Origin of the sequence: Paenibacillus vietnamensis (genome assembly GCF_020169515.1) — a bacterium.
Lineage (GTDB): Bacteria > Bacillota > Bacilli > Paenibacillales > Paenibacillaceae > Pristimantibacillus > Pristimantibacillus vietnamensis.
On the sequence record NZ_JAHMHW010000004.1, the window covers coordinates 306,176 to 325,971 of the forward strand.

Here is a 19,796-nt window from a genome sequence, read left to right on the forward strand (position 1 = left end):
TTCCCTCTCTTAATAAGCTGAGTTCGGAAATAATATGATCTTGATCGTCTTGAAAAAGATTTTTGTATCCATTTTGCAGCCTCTTTGCGCCACGTAATGCAAATCCAGCTCTACCATCTGGTTAAAGCTGAGATCATTCCTTCCGCTGACCTGCCATAGGCCTGTGCAGCCGGGCGTTACCGTCAGGCGCAGCTTGTCGTATTCCGAATACTCCTCGACCTCTCTTGGAAGCGGAGGACGCGGCCCGACAAGGCTCATATCTCCCCTCAGCACGTTCCACAGCTGCGGCAGCTCATCCAGGCTTGTCTTCCTGATGAATTTGCCGATTTTCGTAATGCGGGGATCCTCTTTCATCTTGAACATGGCGCCGCTCACTTCATTCTGATGGAGGATGTCCTTCAGCAGCTCCTCGGCGTTGGATACCATCGAGCGGAACTTGAACATGCGGAACGGCTTCTCCGATTTGCCGATGCGGGTCTGACTGAAGAAGACGGATCCTTTTGGATCCTCAAGCTTAATCAATACCGCCAGAAAAATGAAAAGCGGGGCCAATAAAATCAGCCCCGTCAGCGATGCGACAATATCCACGCCTCTTTTGCTTACTTCAAAAAACAGAGTGCCGGACGACCGGCTGGATAACGCCGCCGGAACGTACACGCCGTACGGCTTGGCCAGCTCCGCTTCGCTTTGGTTAGGTGCCTGCATAATTACTCACCTCTGATTACGGGGTACGCGCCGGAGCGCTCCTTCTCGATGAGCTCTTCCATCATCGTCAGCAGCGGATGCTTCAGATCCGGTCTGCGAAGGGCAAAATCGATCGTCGTCTGGATAAAGCCCAGCCGCTCGCCGACATCGTAGCGGATGCCTTCGAAATCGTAGGCGTATACGCCTTGGCTGTCGTTGAGCATTTGGATGGCGTCCGTCAGCTGAATTTCGCCGCCGGCTCCAACTTCCTGCCTGCCGAGATATTCGAATATTTCCGGCGTCAGCACGTACCGGCCCATAATAGCCAGATTGGACGGCGCATAGCCGGGCTTCGGCTTCTCCACGAACCGGTTGACCTCATAGAGTCTGCCGGACGAATCGAGCGGATCGACAATGCCGTAGCGGTGGGTCTGGTCAACGCCTACCGCCTGTACGCCGATCACTGAGCGGCCTGTGTGATCATACTGATCTATCAGCTGTTTTGTGCAAGGAACCGGTCCCTGGACGATATCGTCCCCGAGCAGTACGGCGAACGGCTCGTTGCCGATAAATTTCCTTGCGCACCAGACCGCATGGCCGAGACCCTTCGGCTCTTTCTGACGGATGTAATGAATCTCGACATTCGATGATCTGCGGACCTCTTCCAAAATATCCAGCTTTCCTTTTTCCTCCAGCATGTACTCGAGCTCAAAAGCCATGTCGAAATGATCCTCGATTGCACGCTTGCCTTTACCTGTCACCACGATAATATCTTCGATTCCTGATTGGATAGCTTCCTCTACGATGTACTGGATCGTGGGCTTATCCACGATCGGCAGCATTTCCTTAGGCATAGCCTTCGTTGCCGGCAAGAACCTTGTACCTAATCCTGCGGCGGGTATAATTGCCTTCGTGACTTTTTTCATCTCGATCACCTATCCTCATTATCTATTTTTAGTGTGACAGGGGCATTTAACCCCGCCTCACGCCACACTCCCGACGATTAACGTCTAAGGTACGCTGACCCACAGCATGACCGAGTGCCTCCGGTGATAACGGTGCAGGAGACATTACCTAAAGCTATGCAGCGCAACGCTTGGCGCTGTCCTATGGGGGAGAAACAATAGAAGTAGAATGAAGTTCGATTTCGGCTACGCTCTCGTTCTGGCGTCGTTCATAACGACACCAAGAAACCGGGCTTTCACCTTGGATAAATCGGCCTTCGCTTGCAGCACAGTTTCCTTCCTCGTCCTGCCTTGATTGATGACCAGCAGCACCCCGTCGCATAAAGCCGCAACGATTGAGGCGTCCGTCGCTTCCAGAACGGAAGGCGTGTCCACTATTACAACGTCGTAACGTTCTTTCGCTTCTGCAAGCACGCTCTCCATCTGAGCGGAAGCCAGCCATTCGGACGAGCTGCTCGGGACAGGGCCGGCGGGCAGGAGATCCAGATTCATAATCGAGGTCGGCTGCACGGCGTCGTCGAACTTATGCTTCAGCCGGAGCAGCGTAGTCAAGCCGGCATTTTCCGGAGCATGAAAGATGATGTGCTGGGTCGGTTCGCGAAGATCGGCGTCGATCAGCAGCGCCTTTTTCCCCGCCAGGGCGTAAGCGACGGCAAGATTGGCCGAGGTCATGCTTTTCCCTTCCCCCTTCTTCGCCGAGGCGATCATGATCGTGCGGATATCCTCGATCGGATCCGCAAAATCGATATAGGTCCTCAGCTTTTTGTAAGCCTCGGCCTCCGGGGATTTCGGGTTATTCTCGGTCATCAGACGGTAGCTAGACTTCAAGCGCGGCATTGCTATCCCTCCTTAGCTGTGCGTTATGACGGCTATCGCCGCCGACGCGGCCTGCCGGCTTCGTATAGGGGACAAACGCGAACGTCTGAAAGCCAAGCAGCTGCTCGACGTCCTTCTCCGTTTTCACGGTGTCGTCCAAATACTCACGCAGAAAGGCAAAACCTATCCCGAGCAGGAGCGACATAAAAATACTGATCATGATATTGGATACCGGACTTGAGGATATGGTTGCCCCTCCGGCGGCGGGATCGGCCTGATTCAGGATGTTCACATTGTCGATCTTCATTAAATGAGGAATTTCCTTCTGGAAGACGACCGACACGGCGTTTACGATATTGGCGGCTCTGCTGTAGGAGTTGTCGATAGCGCTGATCGACATTACCTGCGTCTCGTTCACGCTCGATACCTGTACGCGGGCGATTAGCTCTTCCGGCGTAGCGTTGAGCTCCGGATACTGCTCGACGACCAGCTTCATAATGTAAGGCGTCCGGATAATCTCCGTGTACGTTTTGGTCAACTGGATACTCGCGGAAATGCTTCCCACATCCAGCGCTTCTCCGGCGATCGTCACGTTCTGGCTTTCGTTTACGATCAGCTTCGTAGAGGCGGCGTACTGCTTCTGGACCAGGAAGTAAGAGTAATATCCGGTGGCCGCAGCGCCAATCAGTACGATTAACCCGATCATCCAAACGTTTTTTCTGATGACCGACCAATACTGTTTCAGTTCCATTTGCAATTCCTCCGTTGTACAAATTTGTTAATGAACCAAAAACATTATTCGTAACGCGACCTTTAGGGCGTGCGTAAACGCCTGGCGCCGTTCATTGAGGAGCTGCATGCCAAGTTGTCGAACGGACCTATTGTTTTCACTACCCGTTTTCATAATTGGATTTGGAAACGAATCAAGCGGTGATCCCCCTTGCTCTGCCAATTATGAGCCTTTCACCGTCCTCCAGGTTATTCGATAGGAGAACCTGTTGAGTAGATTTTATTCCCTTTGCATAGTTTTGTAAACAGAAAAATTCTCATTTCGAATAATATTTTCTGAAAGCGTAGCCAATTCCGCCAGGATTCTACAAGGTTGTTCCGCTTGATATTCGCTCTGAATGGCTGCCGTCGTTTGCGTCGGTTTTCTACCGCATTCTGCCTACAAAATTGCCGCTTCGCGGCCTGTAATGGATTTCTTCATTAATGCCATTCTCGATTCGAATTGTATTCATAGAATACTAAAACTTTTGTTTGCGTTTTGAATAAAAGTATGTATAATGATGACCATAGCCACCCGGAAGCACGAGATACACAGAGGAGCAAGGAGGAAGCGACGATGATTGACCCGAGAGGCAACAATCTCATATTCTTGCTGAGCGTGCCTCGAAGCGGCACCTCGCTTTCAACGGTAATGCTTCAAAATCACAGCAAGGTGTTCGCCACTCAGGAAATGTGGTTCCTGATGAGCTTGCACGACTTACGGAAGAACTCCTACCGGCCTTACGGGGGAACGGCTATCATCAATCAGTTTTATAACGGAATTTTAACCGAAGAACTATTCGACCAGTCATGCCGGGCTTTCGCGCTTCAGGTATACAACGGTTTGCTAAGCACAAGCGACGGCGCCCGGATGGTCGTGGATAAATCACCAAGATATTACTACATGCTTGAATTTCTCGACCGGCTATTCCCTCACTCCAAGCGTATCTTCCTGATTCGTAATCCTTTTTCCATCATCGCTTCCTATAAGAAGGTCAACCATCATATGAATGACCGCTTCGATCTCATCCAGGATCTGCGGTCTCCCAAATTCAATATCAAAACGGCGGATATAACGATCGGACTTATGCGGTATATCAGCTACTTTTCGGGAGATTCGCCTTATGCCTGCCGGCTGCGGTACGAACAGCTTGTCTCGCAGCCCCAGGCGGAAATGATGCGCTTATGCGAGTTTCTGGGCCTTGAATACGAGGCAGGGGTTGAGAAATACAGCGAGCATATGAATACGGCCAAAGCGGAGCTGTTCTACAGCATGGGGGTTGGCGATCCATTCCTGAGCAGGCATAACGAGCCTCACCGGGATTCGGTCCACAGCTGGAAGGAAACGCTGGACAAACAGGAAATCGAGCTGTACGGCCGTGCGCTCGGCGCCCGGGTGTTTCATGAGCTCGGTTATTCGGAGGAATTGGCGGAGGCCGAGAAAATAACGGGAGTCCGGTTCGAAAGCGCGCCGGATTCGGAGCTGCTGGAGCTTCGGACGAAGCAATTGGCCGAGCTGAGCGGAGTCGTCTGGACCCCCGGTTACCTTCTCCAGTCGTCCGCTGAACATATTGCGGCCGATGCCCCCTCTATCCTTCCGGCGTCAAGCCGAACAGGACAGCCGAATGCGCTTCAGCTTCAAATTACGCTGCGGGCGGTAGAGAAGCGGCTGGAGAAAAGTTTGCTGGAAGAGCGGAGGGCTAAAGCCAGGCTCAAGGAGCTGAACGGGAAGCTGAAACGGATTAAATCGTTCATTCCGTTCGGTAAGTCCCTCTCCCGCTTTGCGTCCCGCTATCTGATTGCGGATGGGGTGAGAAAATGAGCGCAGTCGCCTGTATTTATACGCAGGACGGACCGGTGAATGAAGCTGAAGCCCTTGAGATGATGAACGGGCTGGCCTCCTACCGACACGATTATTCCCGCACCTGGATGGGCAAAGGCTTGTTCTTCGCCTGTATCGGGCAGTTTTTCACCCCCGAAGCGGAACATGAGCGGCTTCCCTTCCAGGACGGCGAGACAGGACTGGTCATTAACGCGGATGCGATTTTGGACAACCGGGACGACCTGATCGCCCGGCTGCAAGCCGGCGGGAAGCAAGACGTTCTCACAGATGCCGAGCTGATTCTGCTCGCCTACCGGAAATGGGGAGCTCGCGCTCCCGAATATATGATCGGCGATTTCACCTTCCTCATCTGGGACTACAAGGAACGGCGCTTATTCGGCGCCAGAGACCGGATGGGCGGCAGATCTCTCTATTATCGCGAGGAGCCGGGGCATACCGCCTTCTGCACGACGATCGCTCCTCTCCTCTCGTTTCAGCGGACGGATAAGCGACCAGACGAGCAGTGGCTCGCCGAATTTATGGCCATACCGGAAATGTACGAGTCGACGGATATATTTTCTACCGTCTACCGGAACGTTCGCCAAATTCCGCCGGCCCACACGTTTACCTTGCAGGATGGCAGGCTGACCGTCATGCCGTACCGGGCCTGGGAGCCGGTGAAGGAGCTCCGTCTGCGGTCGGACGAAGAGTACGAGGAAGCGTTCCGCGAAGTGTTCCGCAAAGCGGTAGACTCAAAAATCCGCTGCCGGCAGCACGTCGGAGCAACGCTTAGCGGCGGTCTCGACTCCGGTTCGGTCGCCAGCTTCGCCGCCAAGGCGCTGAAGCAGAACGGCAAATCCCTGCATACGTTCAGCTATATACCGGAACGCGATTTCGTGGATTGGACCCCAAGGGGCACCGTAGCCAACGAAAGCCCGTATATTCAGTCCACTGTCAACTACGTGGGCAATATTAACGGACATTATCTGGATTTTGCGGGCAAAAGCTCCTATGACGAAATCGACGACTGGTTGTCCATACTTGAAACGCCTTACAAATTTTTTGAAAATTCATTCTGGTTAAAAGGTATCTATGAAACCGCTGAGCAGAAAAAGGTCGGCGCCCTGCTCATGGGATCCAGAGGCAACTTCAGCATCTCGTGGGGTCCTGCCGTTCCCTACTTCGCAACGCTGGTGCGCAAGCTGAAATGGCTTCAATGCTACAGGGAGGCACGTCAGTACAGCCGGAACAGAGGCATGGCGGGGAAATTGTTGATGACCAGAATCGCCAAGGAAGCCTTCCCCTTCCTTCAAGGCAGCTCGGCCCAGCCGGCCAATATGCCTATGCTTCTGATCAATCCGGAGTTCGCCAATCGGACGAATGTGTTCGCCACGCTGCGCGCGCAGCGCGTCGGATTACGCGATCCGTTGATCCGGCAGGCGTCGGAGCTGCGGCGGGATAAGCTTCAGAGCATGGCCCTCGGCAACAAGAACGGGGCATCCGCGACCAAGCTGTCTCTCCGGTATGGCGTGCTGGAGCGCGATCCGACCGCCGATCCGCGAGTGATTGAGTTTTGCTTGTCGCTCCCATTCGGACAGTACGTCAAGGACGGAATGGACCGAGCCCTCATCCGCAGGTCGACCTTAGGTTATTTGCCCGATAACATCAGGCTCAATCAGCGGATTCGGGGCATTCAGGCAGCCGACTGGGTTCATCGGATGACCGCATCCTGGCCGGCTTTCATCCGGGAGCTGAACGAGATCTGCGACGACCCCGTCGCCGGCGAGTACTTGAACGTTCAGCATATCAAGGCCGCAATATCGGCGTACGGGGCCGCCCCGAAACCGGAATACGCCTTCCTTCCGGAGGTTAGAGTTCTCATGCGAGGCCTCATTATATACCGCTTTCTTAAAAAAGCATGCTCCTGAACATGAACTCATGAAAGGAGGTGAAAGCAATGAAAAAAGAATGGCAAACACCAGCTTTGGAAGTATTGGAAGTTTCCTCCACAATGCAAGGCAAAGGCGTTACACTTGTTGACATCGTAACTGTTGAAGACCATGACCTTTACAGCTAGTACCGTACTTAGAGTAACAGAAAGTATTGCTTGACCCGGCCCTTATACAAGCAGCATCCGTATAAGGGCCATCTTTTCTATTAATCTAGCAAGAGGGTGAGAGCCATTCTTCCAGCGCTTAAAGGCTACGAATACCGGGCATTCGGCTTCCCGATCTTCAGCGAAATGGCACTGCCTGAGCTGGAATCGGCTTCCGTGCCGGGAGACCGGGGAGAACCGGTGTATATCGGCTATGAGGACTTGTCCCCCCATTTGAAGGAACTGAACACCGGACGCTATACAGCGGCTGTTCGCGAAGCTTCCATTCTGATCAAAATTGAAGAAACCGCCCTGTTCCGCATCAGCGGCGGCGACCGGATCACTTTTTTTCCGTTTCCTGGAGCGGATATGAGCAAGATCAGGCTTTTTGTGCTTGGCACCTGCATGGCCGCCCTGCTCTACCAACGGCGAATTCTTCCTCTGCATGGCAGTGCGATCGCCGTCAACGGGCGGGCTTACGCCTTTGTAGGCAATTGCGGCGCAGGCAAATCCACCTTGGCCGCCGCCTTTCTCCAGCAAGGCTTCCACATGGTAAGCGATGACGTAATCGGCGTTCCCTCCGGGTTCACTTCCCCATCCGACGGCGGTCCGCCCTACGCCATTCCCTCTTATCCGCAGCAGAAGCTCTGGAGCGAAAGCATGTCGCATTTCGGCATGGAGCAATCCGGTTACCGGCAGTTATTCCGGGAAGGGGCTAAATTCGCCATTCCGGTAGCCGCACGGTTTCAAACCGAGCCTCTGCCCCTGGCAGGCGTATTCGAATTATTTGCAGCTGACGGGACCGGCATCGAAATCCGGCCGTTCACAAAGCTGGAACGGATCGATGCGCTGACGAGGCATACCTACCGAAGCTTTTTGGCGCCGATGCTCGGCCTTGACCAGTGGCATTTCGACACGGTTACCGCACTTGCGGGCAAGGTTGCCGTGTACCGCATCCGCCGTCCGGCAGAAGGATTTACCGCACACCAGCTTGCCGGGCAAATCCTACAACTCATAGGCAAAGGAGAATCGTGATATGACAAACCTAGCACCCGATCGGCCGTTTGTTCAGGTTCCCGGCAACATCGTAAGCGATATGGACGGGGAAAAAGTGATGCTTAACGTTTCCTCGGGCAAATATTTTAATCTCGGACAGGTCGGCGGCAGGATTTGGGAGCTATTGGTCGAGCCCGCATCGGTGTCTCAGCTCGTCGAAACGCTGACCGAGGAATACGATGTGATGCCGGAGCAGTGTGCCTACCAGGTTTCCTCGTATATGAAGCTTCTGCTCAAGGAGCAGCTGATTCAGCCTCATGCGGACTGACCATAGAGGCCGCTATGAGGATATGGCTGAGAAGACTGAAAACATACCTGTCCTACCGCCCCCAAAGGCGGTACCTGTTAGCGGAGGCATACCTCATGCTCGGGTTCGCGCGAGTGCTGAAGGCCGTCCCGTTCGCGCGTGCGCTCCGGATTTTGGGTGCTGAGCGCACGGAAACCTCTCATGCCCGTAACCGGGAAGACGAGCTGACACTGGCGCTTATCGGCAAGTCTTTAATTACGATGAGCCGTTACACGTGGTGGGACAGCCAATGTCTGGTTCTGGCGATGGCAGGCATGCAGATGCTGGCGCGTCGCGGCATCGAAAGCACCATGTATCTCGGTACGGCCAGAGACAAGAAAACCGGCAAAATGGTGGCCCATGCCTGGCTCAGAAGCGGCGAAGCCTACGTCACCGGAGCGTATGAGCTGGAGCGTTATGTGGTCGTCGGTGTATTCGGCAAGACGCTTCAAAACAGCAAGAAACGGAGGAGCGCAAATCATGGTACACGATATCGGGGAGGATCGTCTCCCGCTTCCGCCGGAGCTTCAGCTGCTGCTGGCCCTAATCGGAGAAGCCGATAACCGCGACCCCCATCAGCTCGTGCCGCTCGGCATCGACTGGGAGGTATTTCTCGCCCTGGTCAAGCATCACAGGGTTTATCCGCTCGTCCACGCGAAGCTGAAACGAATCGGATCCTATTGGCTGCCGGCGCATACGGCGGAGAAGATCGCGGCCGAATACGCCCGCAACACCTTCAAAATGATGCATATGTCCCGGGAAATGGAGCGCTTATGCCAGGCTCTAAACGACCGGCACATCCCTTCTCTCGTCCTTAAGGGGCCTGTGCTCTCGGAGTATCTGTTCGGGGATTTGGCCCTGCGCACCTCCAAGGATCTGGACATTCTCGTTCCGGAGGCGGACGTGGAAAAAGCCGAAGCCGTCCTGCTCGGACTCGGCTTCGAACTCCACGAGGATGTACCCCGAATCCTGAATAACTGGAAATGGAAATCCCATCATTTGTCCTACCTTCACCGCGGTACCGGCATTCAGATCGAACTCCATTGGCGCATGAATCCGGACGCGATGTCAGAGCCTCCGTTCGAGGAGCTGTGGGCCAGACGGAGAACGAGCATGCTCACCGGCTGCCCCGTCTACTTCCCCGGCAACGAGGATCTGTTCTTTTATTTGGCCGTTCACGGCGCGAGGCACGGCTGGTTCCGGCTGCGGTGGCTGTGCGATATCGACCGCCTGGCTCACAAGCCGATCGATTGGAAAACCGTTGATTCCATCTTCAAGACCTACAAATCCAAGCCGCTCGGAGGACAAGCGCTGCTGTTAGCCCGCAAGCTGCTTGGGACGCCTATGGCATCCGGCATGGAATCGCTGTGCGCGCAAGCTTCAGCCAAGCGGACGGCCGTCAGCGCATTAGGGTTCATCAAAGCCATGGAGAAGCCGAACCCGAAGTCTCTTTCTTTTATTTTCTACCTGCTGTCGCTTATGAATGCCAGGCAAAAATGGGCCTATTTCAAAAACAGATTTTATCCGAGCTCGCATGACGCGGAAAGGCTGCCCTTGCCGGCCGGCCTGCATTTTCTGTATTTCCCGCTTCGCCCTCTTCTGTGGGTATGGCGGCATTTGAACCGGCAAGCATCGCGGGAGGAGGCAAGTTAGCATGGCAATATTGCCTTTTGTGAAACGGCTGCATGTCTTTGCCGGCAAAAAGCTGTATTTGAACTTATTTTACATGATCGTTATTCCGTTCTTCGAAGGGCTCGGCATCTATCTCCTTATTCCGATGCTCGGCTTAATCGGACTGTTCGATATGGGCTCAGGAAGCTCATCGCCAGTCGAATGGCTGACTTCCCGGCTCGGCCTGCCGGATGTATTTCTCAGCCTGCCTGCCGTACTGGGAGCATACATCGCAATCTTGACGGGGCAGGCTCTGCTGCAGCGCAGCCAATCGCTGCTTAACATTCGAATACAACAAGGATTTGTCCGCTATTTGCGCATCGAACTTTACCAGTCACTTCTGCAGGCCAAATGGTCCTATTTCTTGCGCAAGCGCAAATCCGATTTCAATCATATATTGACGGCCGAGCTGGCCCGGGTCAGTCAAGGGACGATCGTTTTTTTCCAGCTTGCCGCAGCGCTGCTGTTTACCGCCATCCAGATCGTAGTGGCCTTCACCCTTTCCGCGAAGCTGACGCTGCTCGTTCTCGGAAGCGGCGCCTTGCTCGCCCTATTCGCCCGTAAATTTATCCGTCGCGCCAAAAAGCTCGGGGATCAGACCTCGCGCCTGTCCCAGGATTATTATGCCGGCATAACGGATCAGCTCAGCGGCTTGAAGGATATGAAGAGCAACCGGCTCGAGCGGACGCAGCTGGCGCGGTTCGAAGCGCTCTGCCGCCGGATGGAGGCCAATGTCGTCGGGTTCGTGACGCTGCAGTCGATGACTCAGCTGTATTACCGGATAACGGCCGCTCTCCTTATCGCGTTGTTCGTTTATTTGTCCATCGGAGTGCTGGCCGTGCAGGCGGAGCAATTAATGCTGATCGTCCTGATCTTCGCAAGGCTTTGGCCCCGCTTCTCCGGCATTCAAAGCAATCTGGAGCAAATCGGCTCCATGTTCCCTGCCTTCCGGGCGATTATGGAGGTACAGCGGGAATGCGACGAAGCAAAAGAGAGATTCCCGCTGACCGATACGGGCGGATCGGGCTTTCAGGTCAAGGAGCATATTCAATTCCGCGAGGTCGGCTTCAGCTACGGGGACGAAGGCGGACAGCAGGCGCTAAGCCAAATTAACCTGTTCATTCCCGCCAACCGGATGACGGCCGTCGTCGGCAAGTCCGGCGCAGGCAAAAGCACGCTCATCGACATGCTTCTAGGACTGATCGAGCCCGGACAAGGGGACATTCTCGTAGACGGAGCGGCCTTGACCGGAGAGAAAATGTCCGATTTCCGCCGTTCGGTCGGCTATGTATCCCAGGATCCGTTTCTCTTCCATGCGAGCATCCGGGAAAATTTGCAGCTCGTCGCCCCCGATGCGACCGAGGATCAAATGTGGGAAGCTCTCGCCTTCTCCGCATCCGATTCGTTTGTCAAAGCCCTCCCCGAAGGGCTAGATACAGTCATCGGCGATCGCGGCATCCGGCTGTCCGGCGGAGAAAGGCAGCGGATCGTCCTCGCGAGAGCCATCCTCCGCAAGCCGGCGGTGCTCGTACTGGACGAAGCGACGAGCGCCCTCGATACCGCGAATGAAAGGCTCATTCAATCCGCTCTGGAACGATTGAAGGGCACCATGACGGTCATCGTCATTGCGCACAGGCTGTCGACGATCCGGGGCGCCGATCAGGTTGTCGTTCTGGAGCGAGGGGAAATCGCGGAGCTGGGCAGCTTCGAGCAGCTATCCGGCAAGCCAAAGGGCCTGTTCGGCTCCCTGCTCCGCCAGCAGGCCGACTGGCATGCCGAAACCTCATAACCAAAGGGAGGAACAATTCCGATGAACACAACAATTGCAACGCCTAACCTGGTCTGGCACAAGCCCGGCCTTACCCGTGAAGACCGCCATTCCCGCAATGGCCACAAGGGCTGCGTCCTTTGGTTTACCGGCCTGTCGGGCTCCGGCAAATCGACCCTTGCCTACGCGCTGGAGCAGGAACTGTTCGCGCGTCACGTTCAATCGTATGTGCTGGACGGCGACAATGTCCGGCATGGGCTGAACCGCGACCTGGGCTTCTCGGCGGAGGACCGAAAGGAAAACGTCAGACGGATCGGCGAAGTATCAAAGCTGTTTGCGGATGCTGGAATGATCGTATTGGCTGCCTTTATTTCGCCGAACCAGGAGGATCGCGATATGGTTCGGAGCTATTTTGCTGACGAGGAATTTCTGGAAATTTACGTGCGCTGTTCTCTGGAGGAGTGCGAGCGGCGCGATCCGAAGGGATTGTACCGCCGGGCCCGGAAGGGCGAAATCGCCGGCTTCACCGGCATTTCCGCTCCCTACGATATCCCCCGCTCCCCGGATCTGGTTATCGACACGGAAGTGCTGAACGTTGAGCAATCGGTCGCTAGTGTGCTGGAGGCTCTGGAGAACCGCTCTTATTTGAAATAATGCAGATGCGGATGCGGATGGACTTCGCATGACGCGCATAAAGAAGGAGGATTCGCGATGAACAAGCACCAACCAGGCCAGCCGCTCAAGGTTGCGCTGATCGCCAGCTGCGATTACGACCCGAATGCGGGCGTTGCCGGCGCTACCGTATCTTTGGCAGCCGCCCTAAAGGAAAAAGGCGCCGTTTGCGACACCTTTTTTATGGATGACCTGAAAACCTTTACCGGAAACGTGCTGGACGATCTGCTGTTTCCCTTGAAGGTCGCCCTGCTCAAAAGAAAATTTAGTACGTACGACGTGCTGGAAATCGCCACCGGCGACTCGTGGGTGCTGAGCCTGCTGCCCGGCAGGCCCGTCATTATCGCGAACAGCCACGGTCTGGAAAACGTCGCCCACGACAATCGTGTGATGGAGGCGCGGGAAGGCCGCCTCAAATTAAGCTGGAAATATACGTTTTACCACGGCGGCTTCCGGCTTTGGCAGGAGAAAGTTGCCTTCCGAAGAGCGGACGCGGCGCTGCTGCTGAACGGGCAGGACTTGAAATACGCGGTCAACCGTCTCGGCGTTCCGTCCTCCAAAGCCTATCAGGTCAGCAACGGCATCCGCAGCAGCTTTATGAATTTGCCGTTTGAGGAAATTGCTCCTGGAAGCAGCGAGCCGATCCGTATCGCCTGTGTCGGCAGCTATATCCCGCGGAAAGGAATCGTATATTCGGTACCGGCGCTCAATCGGCTGCTGAAGCGGACGGATCACGTATCCGTTTCGTTCATCGGCACTCGCGCCGAGGCTGACGCGGTGTTAAAGGATTTTGACGCATCGGTGCACAGCCGCATTCAGGTTATCCCGAAATACGATCAGCCGAACCTTCCGTCCTTGCTGAAAGGCCATCAAATTTTGCTGTTCCCTTCACTCTCGGAGGGAAGCCCCTTAACTTTGCTTGAGGCGATGGCTTGCGGAACGGCACCGGTCGTCACCGACATCCCGGGCATTAACGATACCGTTACGGACGGGCTCGATGCGCTGGTCGTCCCGGCCCGAAGCAGCGAAGCGATTGAACTCGCGCTCAAGCAATTGCTCTCCGACGACAGGCTGCGCAGGAAACTGCGGCAAAATGCTTACATCACCGCTCAGCGCTACAGCTGGGACAACGTCGCGGAAGCGAGACTTTCTTTATACACGAGCCTTCTGGAAAAACGACGCGGCTCGCAGGAAGCTTTTGCCGCTTACCGTTAAACCCTGTTATAGCCAAAGCCGTATGCCGTAACCGAAACGCCGGTTGCGGCTGCGGTTGTTTTGGCGTATACGCACAGTCGAACTACATTTTGGTCTCCTCGGCTCAAAGCGGCAAAATCTTCGTCACCCAGCCAAATCGTCCCGGCTGCCGTCATTTTTTTCTCGAGCGTCATTTCCACGTTATCCGACCATATGAAGCCTACCTTCACCGTAACGGTTTCCGAAGCAGCGAAGCTGCCCTCCGCCATGATCTGAAATCTTTCCGCGTCGATAATATTGAAGTTTGTATAGGGCCTCATAACGGAAACGGCCCCGTAGCTGCCTCCCGTTCCGATGACAGGGCTGGCTTGACTTTTATAATAGACCGGCTTGCGGGTATTGATCAGTGTCCAGCTCGCTCCCCAATCCGGCGAAATTTCCAGCTCCTTTGTCGTTTGATTTCGGCGGATCAGCACATCGTCGAGCAGCTGCTTGCTGTACCCCTGATCGCGGAATATAGCCTGGCCGTTCGGAATGCGGGATTGCACCAGCAGGCTCCCGCCGTCCTGAGTGGTCCCGCCGCCGATCGCAGCGCGGTAACGGCAGCCGAATTCGTGAATGGAGAAGCCGGATTGATGCGATTCGATCTCGATCAGACGATCGCCGGAAAACTTGCCTATTACCGGCACGCGGATAAGGGAGACGGTGGAAGGACCGGCATTTTCCATTTTCAAAACGCCGATTCCCGGACGGGTCTGGTCATACGAGTTTATGCCGAGGCCTCTTAAGCTAATGTCTACCGGAGAGAAGGTTCGAATGACCCAGGCTTCCTGAAAGCCCTCAATATCCACCCCTTCGATCGTGACGTTCGCGACTCCTCCCAATTCACCTGTCACATAATCCTTGCCGATAATAACTACGCCACGTTCGTCCACGGGAATGCCGGTAGACGCTGCGGTTCTCTGCGTATTCCCGAATTGCCCTCCCCAAAACTGAAAGCCTCCGCAAAATCCGCTAATATGAACAGCCGCTTTCTCGCCGCCTACCCAAACGTTGTAAAACTGGATATCGTTGCCGGATTGCAGCCCTGTCCGCAAATTGATGCCTACGTTCAGGCCGGTCCATACGGCGCGGATGTTATGGAATGAGGAGCCGAAGCAGTTGTTGACCAAATCGTAGCCGATATCGAAATTGGTTACGTTCGTATTTTCCACTCTGAACTGCCTTATCCCGTTCAGCTTGATACCCGCGCTATTCGTATTCGGCTTGGGGGCTGGACCGATAACCGCAAAATCCTTTGCCCAGCCTGAAGGCTTGGAGCCGCTTCCCGACTGTGGCGTGTTGGTGCTCAGCCCGAAGACAATGCCGTCCGCGTTCGAATAGGTCGGCTTGAATACCGTCGGCGTCCCGTCGCCAAACATTCTGAAATCGTTGGCACCCGCGACGAGCGTCGCGGAATGCTTGTAACTCCCTTTCGGGACGTACAGCACCTTCCCCGATCTGCCCGCCTCGTTCATTGCGGCCTGCAAGCTTTGCGTATCGTCTGCGATGCCGTCGCCTTTTGCCCCGAAGTCCGTTTTAGCGTTAATCATGATGTCATTCCCCCTCATGTCATTTGGTTGCAATTTCCTTCCAGGTTTTCCCCCAATCCGCGGATAGTTCAAGTCTCCCCCCTCTCGGCCGAAGCATCACGTTATCGAGCAGCAGCTTGCTGGTTCCGTCGTCCCGGTACATCGCCTGTCCTTGCTGAATACGCGACTGCACGAGCATGCTGCCGCCGTTTTGCATCTTGCCGCCTAATGTGACGGCGTACTTGCACTCGATTTCGTTAATACAGAAGCCGGACTGCTGCCCGTTTACTTCGATCAGGCGGCTTCCGGCATACTTCCCTTTAACCGGCACGCGGAGCATGGAAATATTCGATGCGCCGGCATTGTCCATTTTCAGAAAGCCGCGCGGAAAATTTTTGGTGTCGTTCGCGTATACGCCCAGTCCTCTCAAGCTCAAGTCCACCTCATAAAATGCACGAAAAGCCCAGCCGTACTTAAAGTTTTCGATATCTACCCCTTCCACGGTGACGTTCGCAACGCCGCCCAGCTTGTTGGTGTGATAATCCTTCCCCAAAATGACGACGCCCCGCTGGTCGTCCGGCACCTTCGAGTTTGCCGCTTTTTCCGCGTTGCCGAACTGCCCTCCCCAGAACTGATAGCCCCCGCCGTCCCCGCTAATATGAACGGCCGCTATTTCGCCGCCTAACCAAGCGTTGTAAAACTGGATATCGTTGCCGGATTGCAGCCCCGTCCGCAAATTGACGCCGACGTTCAAGCCGGCCCATAATGCGCGGATGTTGTGGAAGGAGGAGCCGAAGCAGTTGTTGATCAAATCGTAGCCGATATCGAAATTGGAAACATACGTATTTTCCACCCGGAACTGTCTCATTCCGTTCAGCTTGATGCCTGTGCTTTTCGTATTCGGCTTGGGGGCTGGACCGATAACTGCGAAATCCTTCGCCCAGCCGGAAGGCTTGGAGCCGCTGCCGCGCATCGATGTGTTCGACCGGTTTCCGATGACGATGGCGTCCGCGTTCGAATAGGTCGGCTTGAATACCGTCTGCGTCCCGTCGCCGAACATTCTGAAATCGTTGCCATCCGCGAACAGCGGGGAGGTATGCTTATAGGTTCCCTTCGGGACGTACAGCATTAAGCCCGACTGTGCAGCTTCATTAAAGGCCGCCTGCAGCTTGGCCGTATCGTCAAAAAGACCGTTCCCCGAAACGCCGAAATCCTCTTTGGCGTGAATGAAACCTCTGCTGTCTTTGTCCGGCTTGGCCGGCTGGCTTGTCTCATTTGCTTTTTCGGCGAGGTCGTCAACCATATTGCCTACGAAATACCCGATGCCCGCCGCCCCCAGCATCTTCATAAAATCCTTGCGCGTAATCCATTTTGCCATCACAATCACTCCATATTAGTCGATTGGACGTTTATGTAATTGCATGATGTGTTGTATCTTTTGTCCATAACAATAGATTACCAAAATTAATATTCAAATTGAATAAATCTTATAAATATTATATAGATTTCATTATTAATTTTTATTAGCATATATTCAAAAGGCAATCAGTTTGTTTTTTGAAAAATAGCAAAACAGCAATCATTTCATGAGTCCGATTATTCATTTAGCATATGGGAGTCGTTCATCTGTTGGCACGGCTGACGACAAAAAAGCGGACCCCGGCACTTCATGCCGTTTGTCCGCCTTCATTCACGTCCGTTTGCGGCTTTCGTAAAGGACGCATCCGCAGCTTCAAGATGTCATCCGCCCCTACGCCAGACCGCCTTCCTTCACCCTTAGGAAAAAATCGGTTCCGCCAACCTGCCCGCCCTTCAGCACCAGCTCCAGCCCCTCCAGCTTCGGCTCATGCGAGAACGCCCGGCATATAGGAGCGCCCGGAGCAAGCGCAGCCATGCACTCCATGCCGTAGATGCCAAGCCCGCGCGTCACATAACCCGAGGTGTCGCCGCCGGCGACGAGCAGGCGCGTCACGCCCGTCTCCAGCACCAGCGAGCGGGCCAGAGAGCCAAGGATGCCGCCGAGCAGCCTGCTGCTGTCTCCCGCGCTGTAGCCGCCGGCGGCAAGCGCCGCCCGAAACTCCGCGATGCCCGGATCGTCCGGCCCTTCGGCTGAATACAAGAGCACGCTTCTTCCCTCGTTCAGCAGGCCGGCCGCCTCCGCCAGAATGGCGTCCCGGGCCGACGCAGCCGTCTCGGGTGAGAGCAGCTCCGCAGCGGGTACGCGGATGCCGGCGAAACCCGCCGCCAAAGCGGTGCGGATCTGCTCCCGCGTGACGGGGGAGCAGCTGCCGGATACCGCCAGCAGCCGCTCTGCCGGAGCGATAGCCGCCTCTCCGTAAGCCTCCTCGCGCTGCAGCCTGCCTTCCTCGCGCCAGCAGGCGCCGAGCGCATATTCGATGCCGGAGGAGCCGACTGCGAACAGCGTGCTTCCGCGGCGCATAGCCTCCTCCCAAATCAGCCGGCCAGCCGCCCCGAGTCTCTCCTCGTCCAGCACGTCGAACAACACGAGGCCGGGCTCCTCTTGCGAAAGCAGCCTCTGCAGCCGGGATGACACCTCAGCCGGCGAACCGTTCAGCGCCAAAATGTCCATCAGCGACGTACGCAGTCCGCTCTGCTCCGCCAGTACGCGCCGCAAATCCGCTTCTATCATCGGGGTAACCGGATGGCGGGACATCGTCGGATGGCGGTCAAGCCGATGCACCGCTCCGTCCGCAGCAGCAGCAAAATGGTTGCCGAATAAGGTGTATCTGCCCAAATAAGGGACGCCGGCCAGCACCGGCACATAAGCGCTTCCGAACACCGAACGGCCGATCTCGGCCGCCTTTCCGATATTTCCCGTGTCCGGCGAAGAATCGAATGTCGAGCAAACCTTGTAATGGACGACTGCGGCGTCCGCCTGCTTCAGCGCTTCGAATAGAGGGCGCAGCTCCCTTTCAGCCTCATCCGGCGCCAGCGAGCGCCCGATTCCGGCGATGCCGAAAGCCTCCAAGCCGCGGAATTTTCCGTTCAGCAGCTCCTCGTCCGGCGGTTCGAGAAACAAGGCCGCCTTTATGCCCATGCCGGACAAAGCCTCCAACACATCGGTAGAGCCGGTGAAATCGTCGCCGTAATAGCAGAGCAGCCTGGAAAAGCTTTTTCCGTTTGCCGTCATCGTGCTCAGCCCTTTCCGTATTTCTCGATGGCGCGGCGCAGCTCGGCGCGCTCCTTGGCATACTCCTCCAGCTCAACGCCCTTGACGGCCGCCTCCCAGCCCTGCTTCATGCTTTCGAAGCCGGCCGCGGCTCCTTCCGGGTGAGCCAGGATGCCGCCGCCCGCCAAATGCATGACGTCGACCGTGCCTGCCGCCTCATACGTGGCGTGGGCCATCCCCGCCCACTGCGCGGAGGACACGACCGGCATCGCCGCGTACCCGTCGTACATCGGCGTTATGCACGCCTTGATGGAACGGGTAACGGATTCGTTGCTCTCGTAAAACTTGCTGTTCAGTCCGTTCACATGCAGCTGATCGGCCCCTGCCAGCCTGCACAGCTTCTGATAAGCCGTAAATTCGAAGCCGAGCAGCGGGCATCTCGTCATCATGCCCCACTGGTTGCGGTGGGTGTGGATCGGGACCTCGCTGAAGCGGTTCACATAAGCAAGGCCCGCCAGTCCTACGCTCATGACGCTGACCATGACGCAGTTGCCGCCCGCCTTGACGACCAGCTCATGGTTACGCTCGAGCTCATCGATATCGCCCGTTATATTGAATGCATACATGATCTTTTTGCCTGTCTTGTCAGCCGCCCGGTCGATCGCCTCCATGACCGCCTTCACGCGCTGCTCCAGCGGAGCATACGGCGCGTTTGCGTTCAGCTCGTCGTCCTTCATAAAGTCCAGGCCGGCCGCAGACATTTCCTCGATCATCCGCTGCAGCTCCTCCATGCCAAGGCCGATGCTCGGCTTGACGATCGTCCCCATAACGGGACGGCCGTATACGCCGGTCAGCCTGCGCGTCCCTTCGATGCCGAACTTCGGACCGGGATAACGCTCTGCGAACGCGGCAGGCAGCTCCAAATCGACGAGACGCAGACCCGAAAGCTCCTGCAGCTCGAACAGATTGCCGGCAACCGCGGACATCAGGTTAGGAATGGACGGACCGAAGTTATGAAGCGGAAAAGAAATCGAGATTAGCCCGCGGCGGTATTTCCCGTCATGTCCGGCCGGCGTTTTGCTGCCCGGAAGGGAAGCCGCCCCGCTTTCCTCCAGCGGGACGATTCGTTCGATTTTGGCGCCGTGACGCTCCTTCAGGCTGTCCGTTTCTCCGGGTACCGCGGTGAACGTGCCGGTCGACTGCTCGCCCGCTATAACCTCGGCCGCACGCTCCAGGGAATACGGCGTTTCGACCAGGTAGACGGCAGTCACTCTCTCCTTATTCATTGAAAATCCGCC

At 55.7% G+C, this 19,796-nt stretch carries 18 protein-coding genes; 10 read left to right on the top strand and 8 right to left on the bottom strand.

Annotation, left to right across the window (positions count from 1 at the left end):
* Positions 1 to 9: 9 nt before the first annotated feature.
* The 4 genes from KP806_RS11655 to KP806_RS11670 form a co-directional block, all read right to left on the bottom strand.
* Positions 10 to 705: a sugar transferase gene (locus KP806_RS11655; protein WP_224723768.1), complete on the bottom strand. Its 696-nt coding sequence runs from the start codon at positions 703 to 705 to the stop codon at positions 10 to 12.
* A gap of 2 nt (positions 706 to 707) precedes the next feature.
* Positions 708 to 1,610 (bottom strand): UTP--glucose-1-phosphate uridylyltransferase GalU, encoded by a 903-nt coding sequence (galU, locus tag KP806_RS11660; RefSeq protein ID WP_224723769.1) that lies wholly within the window; start codon positions 1,608 to 1,610, stop codon positions 708 to 710.
* A 225-nt stretch (positions 1,611 to 1,835) separates the two neighbouring features.
* On the bottom strand, positions 1,836 to 2,486 hold the full coding sequence (locus KP806_RS11665; protein WP_224723770.1) for a CpsD/CapB family tyrosine-protein kinase: 651 nt from the start codon (positions 2,484 to 2,486) through the stop codon (positions 1,836 to 1,838).
* The gene (locus KP806_RS11670; protein WP_224723771.1) at positions 2,467 to 3,216 is read right to left on the bottom strand and encodes a YveK family protein; all 750 of its coding nucleotides are present in this window, start codon (positions 3,214 to 3,216) and stop codon (positions 2,467 to 2,469) included. Before KP806_RS11670 ends, KP806_RS11665 begins: the two co-directional genes overlap by 20 nt.
* A 594-nt stretch (positions 3,217 to 3,810) precedes the next feature.
* Between KP806_RS11670 and KP806_RS11675 the strand changes: the two genes are divergently transcribed.
* The 10 genes from KP806_RS11675 (at position 3,811) to KP806_RS11720 (ending at position 13,818) form a co-directional block, all read left to right on the top strand.
* Complete coding sequence (locus KP806_RS11675) at positions 3,811 to 5,055, top strand: sulfotransferase (RefSeq protein WP_224723772.1); 1,245 nt, start codon at positions 3,811 to 3,813, stop codon at positions 5,053 to 5,055.
* A complete protein-coding gene (locus tag KP806_RS11680) occupies positions 5,052 to 6,983 on the top strand; it encodes an asparagine synthase-related protein (RefSeq protein WP_224723773.1) in 1,932 nt (643 codons plus the stop codon). Before KP806_RS11675 ends, KP806_RS11680 begins: the two co-directional genes overlap by 4 nt.
* Before the next feature lie 29 nt (positions 6,984 to 7,012).
* On the top strand, positions 7,013 to 7,132 hold the full coding sequence (locus KP806_RS11685; RefSeq protein WP_224723774.1) for a paeninodin family lasso peptide: 120 nt from the start codon (positions 7,013 to 7,015) through the stop codon (positions 7,130 to 7,132).
* Between the two features lie 96 nt (positions 7,133 to 7,228).
* Complete coding sequence (locus KP806_RS11690) at positions 7,229 to 8,185, top strand: aldolase (protein WP_224723775.1); 957 nt, start codon at positions 7,229 to 7,231, stop codon at positions 8,183 to 8,185.
* A 1-nt stretch (position 8,186) separates the two neighbouring features.
* Positions 8,187 to 8,474, top strand: a complete 288-nt coding sequence (locus KP806_RS11695) for a lasso peptide biosynthesis PqqD family chaperone (RefSeq protein WP_224723776.1) — start codon at positions 8,187 to 8,189, stop codon at positions 8,472 to 8,474.
* A 14-nt stretch (positions 8,475 to 8,488) separates the two neighbouring features.
* Entirely contained in the window at positions 8,489 to 9,055 is a 567-nt protein-coding gene (locus tag KP806_RS11700) for a lasso peptide biosynthesis B2 protein (protein ID WP_224723777.1), read from the top strand.
* Positions 8,973 to 10,145: a nucleotidyltransferase domain-containing protein gene (locus tag KP806_RS11705; protein ID WP_224723778.1), complete on the top strand. Its 1,173-nt coding sequence runs from the start codon at positions 8,973 to 8,975 to the stop codon at positions 10,143 to 10,145. Before KP806_RS11700 ends, KP806_RS11705 begins: the two co-directional genes overlap by 83 nt.
* Position 10,146: 1 nt before the next feature.
* Positions 10,147 to 11,952, top strand: coding sequence for an ABC transporter ATP-binding protein (locus KP806_RS11710; protein ID WP_224723779.1), 1,806 nt, complete (start codon positions 10,147 to 10,149; stop codon positions 11,950 to 11,952).
* Positions 11,953 to 11,973: 21 nt separating this feature from the next.
* A complete protein-coding gene (cysC, locus tag KP806_RS11715) occupies positions 11,974 to 12,585 on the top strand; it encodes an adenylyl-sulfate kinase (protein ID WP_224723780.1) in 612 nt (203 codons plus the stop codon).
* Between the two features lie 57 nt (positions 12,586 to 12,642).
* Positions 12,643 to 13,818, top strand: coding sequence for a glycosyltransferase family 4 protein (locus tag KP806_RS11720; RefSeq protein WP_224723781.1), 1,176 nt, complete (start codon positions 12,643 to 12,645; stop codon positions 13,816 to 13,818).
* Here KP806_RS11720 and KP806_RS11725 read toward each other — a convergent pair.
* The 4 genes from KP806_RS11725 to KP806_RS11740 all read right to left on the bottom strand — a co-directional run bounded on the left by KP806_RS11725 (position 13,815) and on the right by KP806_RS11740 (position 19,784).
* On the bottom strand, positions 13,815 to 15,389 hold the full coding sequence (locus KP806_RS11725) for a glycoside hydrolase family 55 protein (RefSeq protein ID WP_224723782.1): 1,575 nt from the start codon (positions 15,387 to 15,389) through the stop codon (positions 13,815 to 13,817). The genes KP806_RS11720 and KP806_RS11725 overlap by 4 nt on opposite strands.
* A 19-nt stretch (positions 15,390 to 15,408) precedes the next feature.
* Positions 15,409 to 16,746 carry a glycoside hydrolase family 55 protein gene (locus tag KP806_RS11730; protein WP_224723783.1) on the bottom strand — a complete coding sequence of 446 codons (1,338 nt, stop codon included), beginning with the start codon at positions 16,744 to 16,746 and terminating at the stop codon, positions 15,409 to 15,411.
* Positions 16,747 to 17,118: 372 nt separating this feature from the next.
* Positions 17,119 to 18,519 carry a four-carbon acid sugar kinase family protein gene (locus tag KP806_RS11735; protein ID WP_224723784.1) on the bottom strand — a complete coding sequence of 467 codons (1,401 nt, stop codon included), beginning with the start codon at positions 18,517 to 18,519 and terminating at the stop codon, positions 17,119 to 17,121.
* A gap of 5 nt (positions 18,520 to 18,524) precedes the next feature.
* Positions 18,525 to 19,784, bottom strand: coding sequence for a ribulose-bisphosphate carboxylase large subunit family protein (locus tag KP806_RS11740; protein ID WP_224723785.1), 1,260 nt, complete (start codon positions 19,782 to 19,784; stop codon positions 18,525 to 18,527).
* Between the last annotated feature and the right edge of the window lie 12 nt (positions 19,785 to 19,796).

What these genes read in the sequence shown, in the direction of transcription:
- KP806_RS11695 (WP_224723776.1), top strand. Translation starts at nt 8,187, where the DNA reads ATGACAAACCTAGCACCCGATCGGCCGTTTGTTCAGGTTCCCGGCAAC.
- KP806_RS11665 (WP_224723770.1), bottom strand. Translation starts at nt 2,486, where the DNA reads ATGCCGCGCTTGAAGTCTAGCTACCGTCTGATGACCGAGAATAACCCG.
- KP806_RS11685 (WP_224723774.1), top strand. Translation starts at nt 7,013, where the DNA reads ATGAAAAAAGAATGGCAAACACCAGCTTTGGAAGTATTGGAAGTTTCC.
- KP806_RS11710 (WP_224723779.1), top strand. Translation starts at nt 10,147, where the DNA reads ATGGCAATATTGCCTTTTGTGAAACGGCTGCATGTCTTTGCCGGCAAA.
- KP806_RS11725 (WP_224723782.1), bottom strand. Translation starts at nt 15,389, where the DNA reads ATGATTAACGCTAAAACGGACTTCGGGGCAAAAGGCGACGGCATCGCA.
- KP806_RS11675 (WP_224723772.1), top strand. Translation starts at nt 3,811, where the DNA reads ATGATTGACCCGAGAGGCAACAATCTCATATTCTTGCTGAGCGTGCCT.
- KP806_RS11720 (WP_224723781.1), top strand. Translation starts at nt 12,643, where the DNA reads ATGAACAAGCACCAACCAGGCCAGCCGCTCAAGGTTGCGCTGATCGCC.
- KP806_RS11740 (WP_224723785.1), bottom strand. Translation starts at nt 19,784, where the DNA reads ATGAATAAGGAGAGAGTGACTGCCGTCTACCTGGTCGAAACGCCGTAT.
- KP806_RS11655 (WP_224723768.1), bottom strand. Translation starts at nt 705, where the DNA reads ATGCAGGCACCTAACCAAAGCGAAGCGGAGCTGGCCAAGCCGTACGGC.
- KP806_RS11705 (WP_224723778.1), top strand. Translation starts at nt 8,973, where the DNA reads ATGGTACACGATATCGGGGAGGATCGTCTCCCGCTTCCGCCGGAGCTT.
- KP806_RS11730 (WP_224723783.1), bottom strand. Translation starts at nt 16,746, where the DNA reads ATGGCAAAATGGATTACGCGCAAGGATTTTATGAAGATGCTGGGGGCG.
- KP806_RS11680 (WP_224723773.1), top strand. Translation starts at nt 5,052, where the DNA reads ATGAGCGCAGTCGCCTGTATTTATACGCAGGACGGACCGGTGAATGAA.
- cysC (WP_224723780.1), top strand. Translation starts at nt 11,974, where the DNA reads ATGAACACAACAATTGCAACGCCTAACCTGGTCTGGCACAAGCCCGGC.
- KP806_RS11735 (WP_224723784.1), bottom strand. Translation starts at nt 18,519, where the DNA reads ATGACGGCAAACGGAAAAAGCTTTTCCAGGCTGCTCTGCTATTACGGC.
- galU (WP_224723769.1), bottom strand. Translation starts at nt 1,610, where the DNA reads ATGAAAAAAGTCACGAAGGCAATTATACCCGCCGCAGGATTAGGTACA.
- KP806_RS11700 (WP_224723777.1), top strand. Translation starts at nt 8,489, where the DNA reads ATGAGGATATGGCTGAGAAGACTGAAAACATACCTGTCCTACCGCCCC.
- KP806_RS11670 (WP_224723771.1), bottom strand. Translation starts at nt 3,216, where the DNA reads ATGGAACTGAAACAGTATTGGTCGGTCATCAGAAAAAACGTTTGGATG.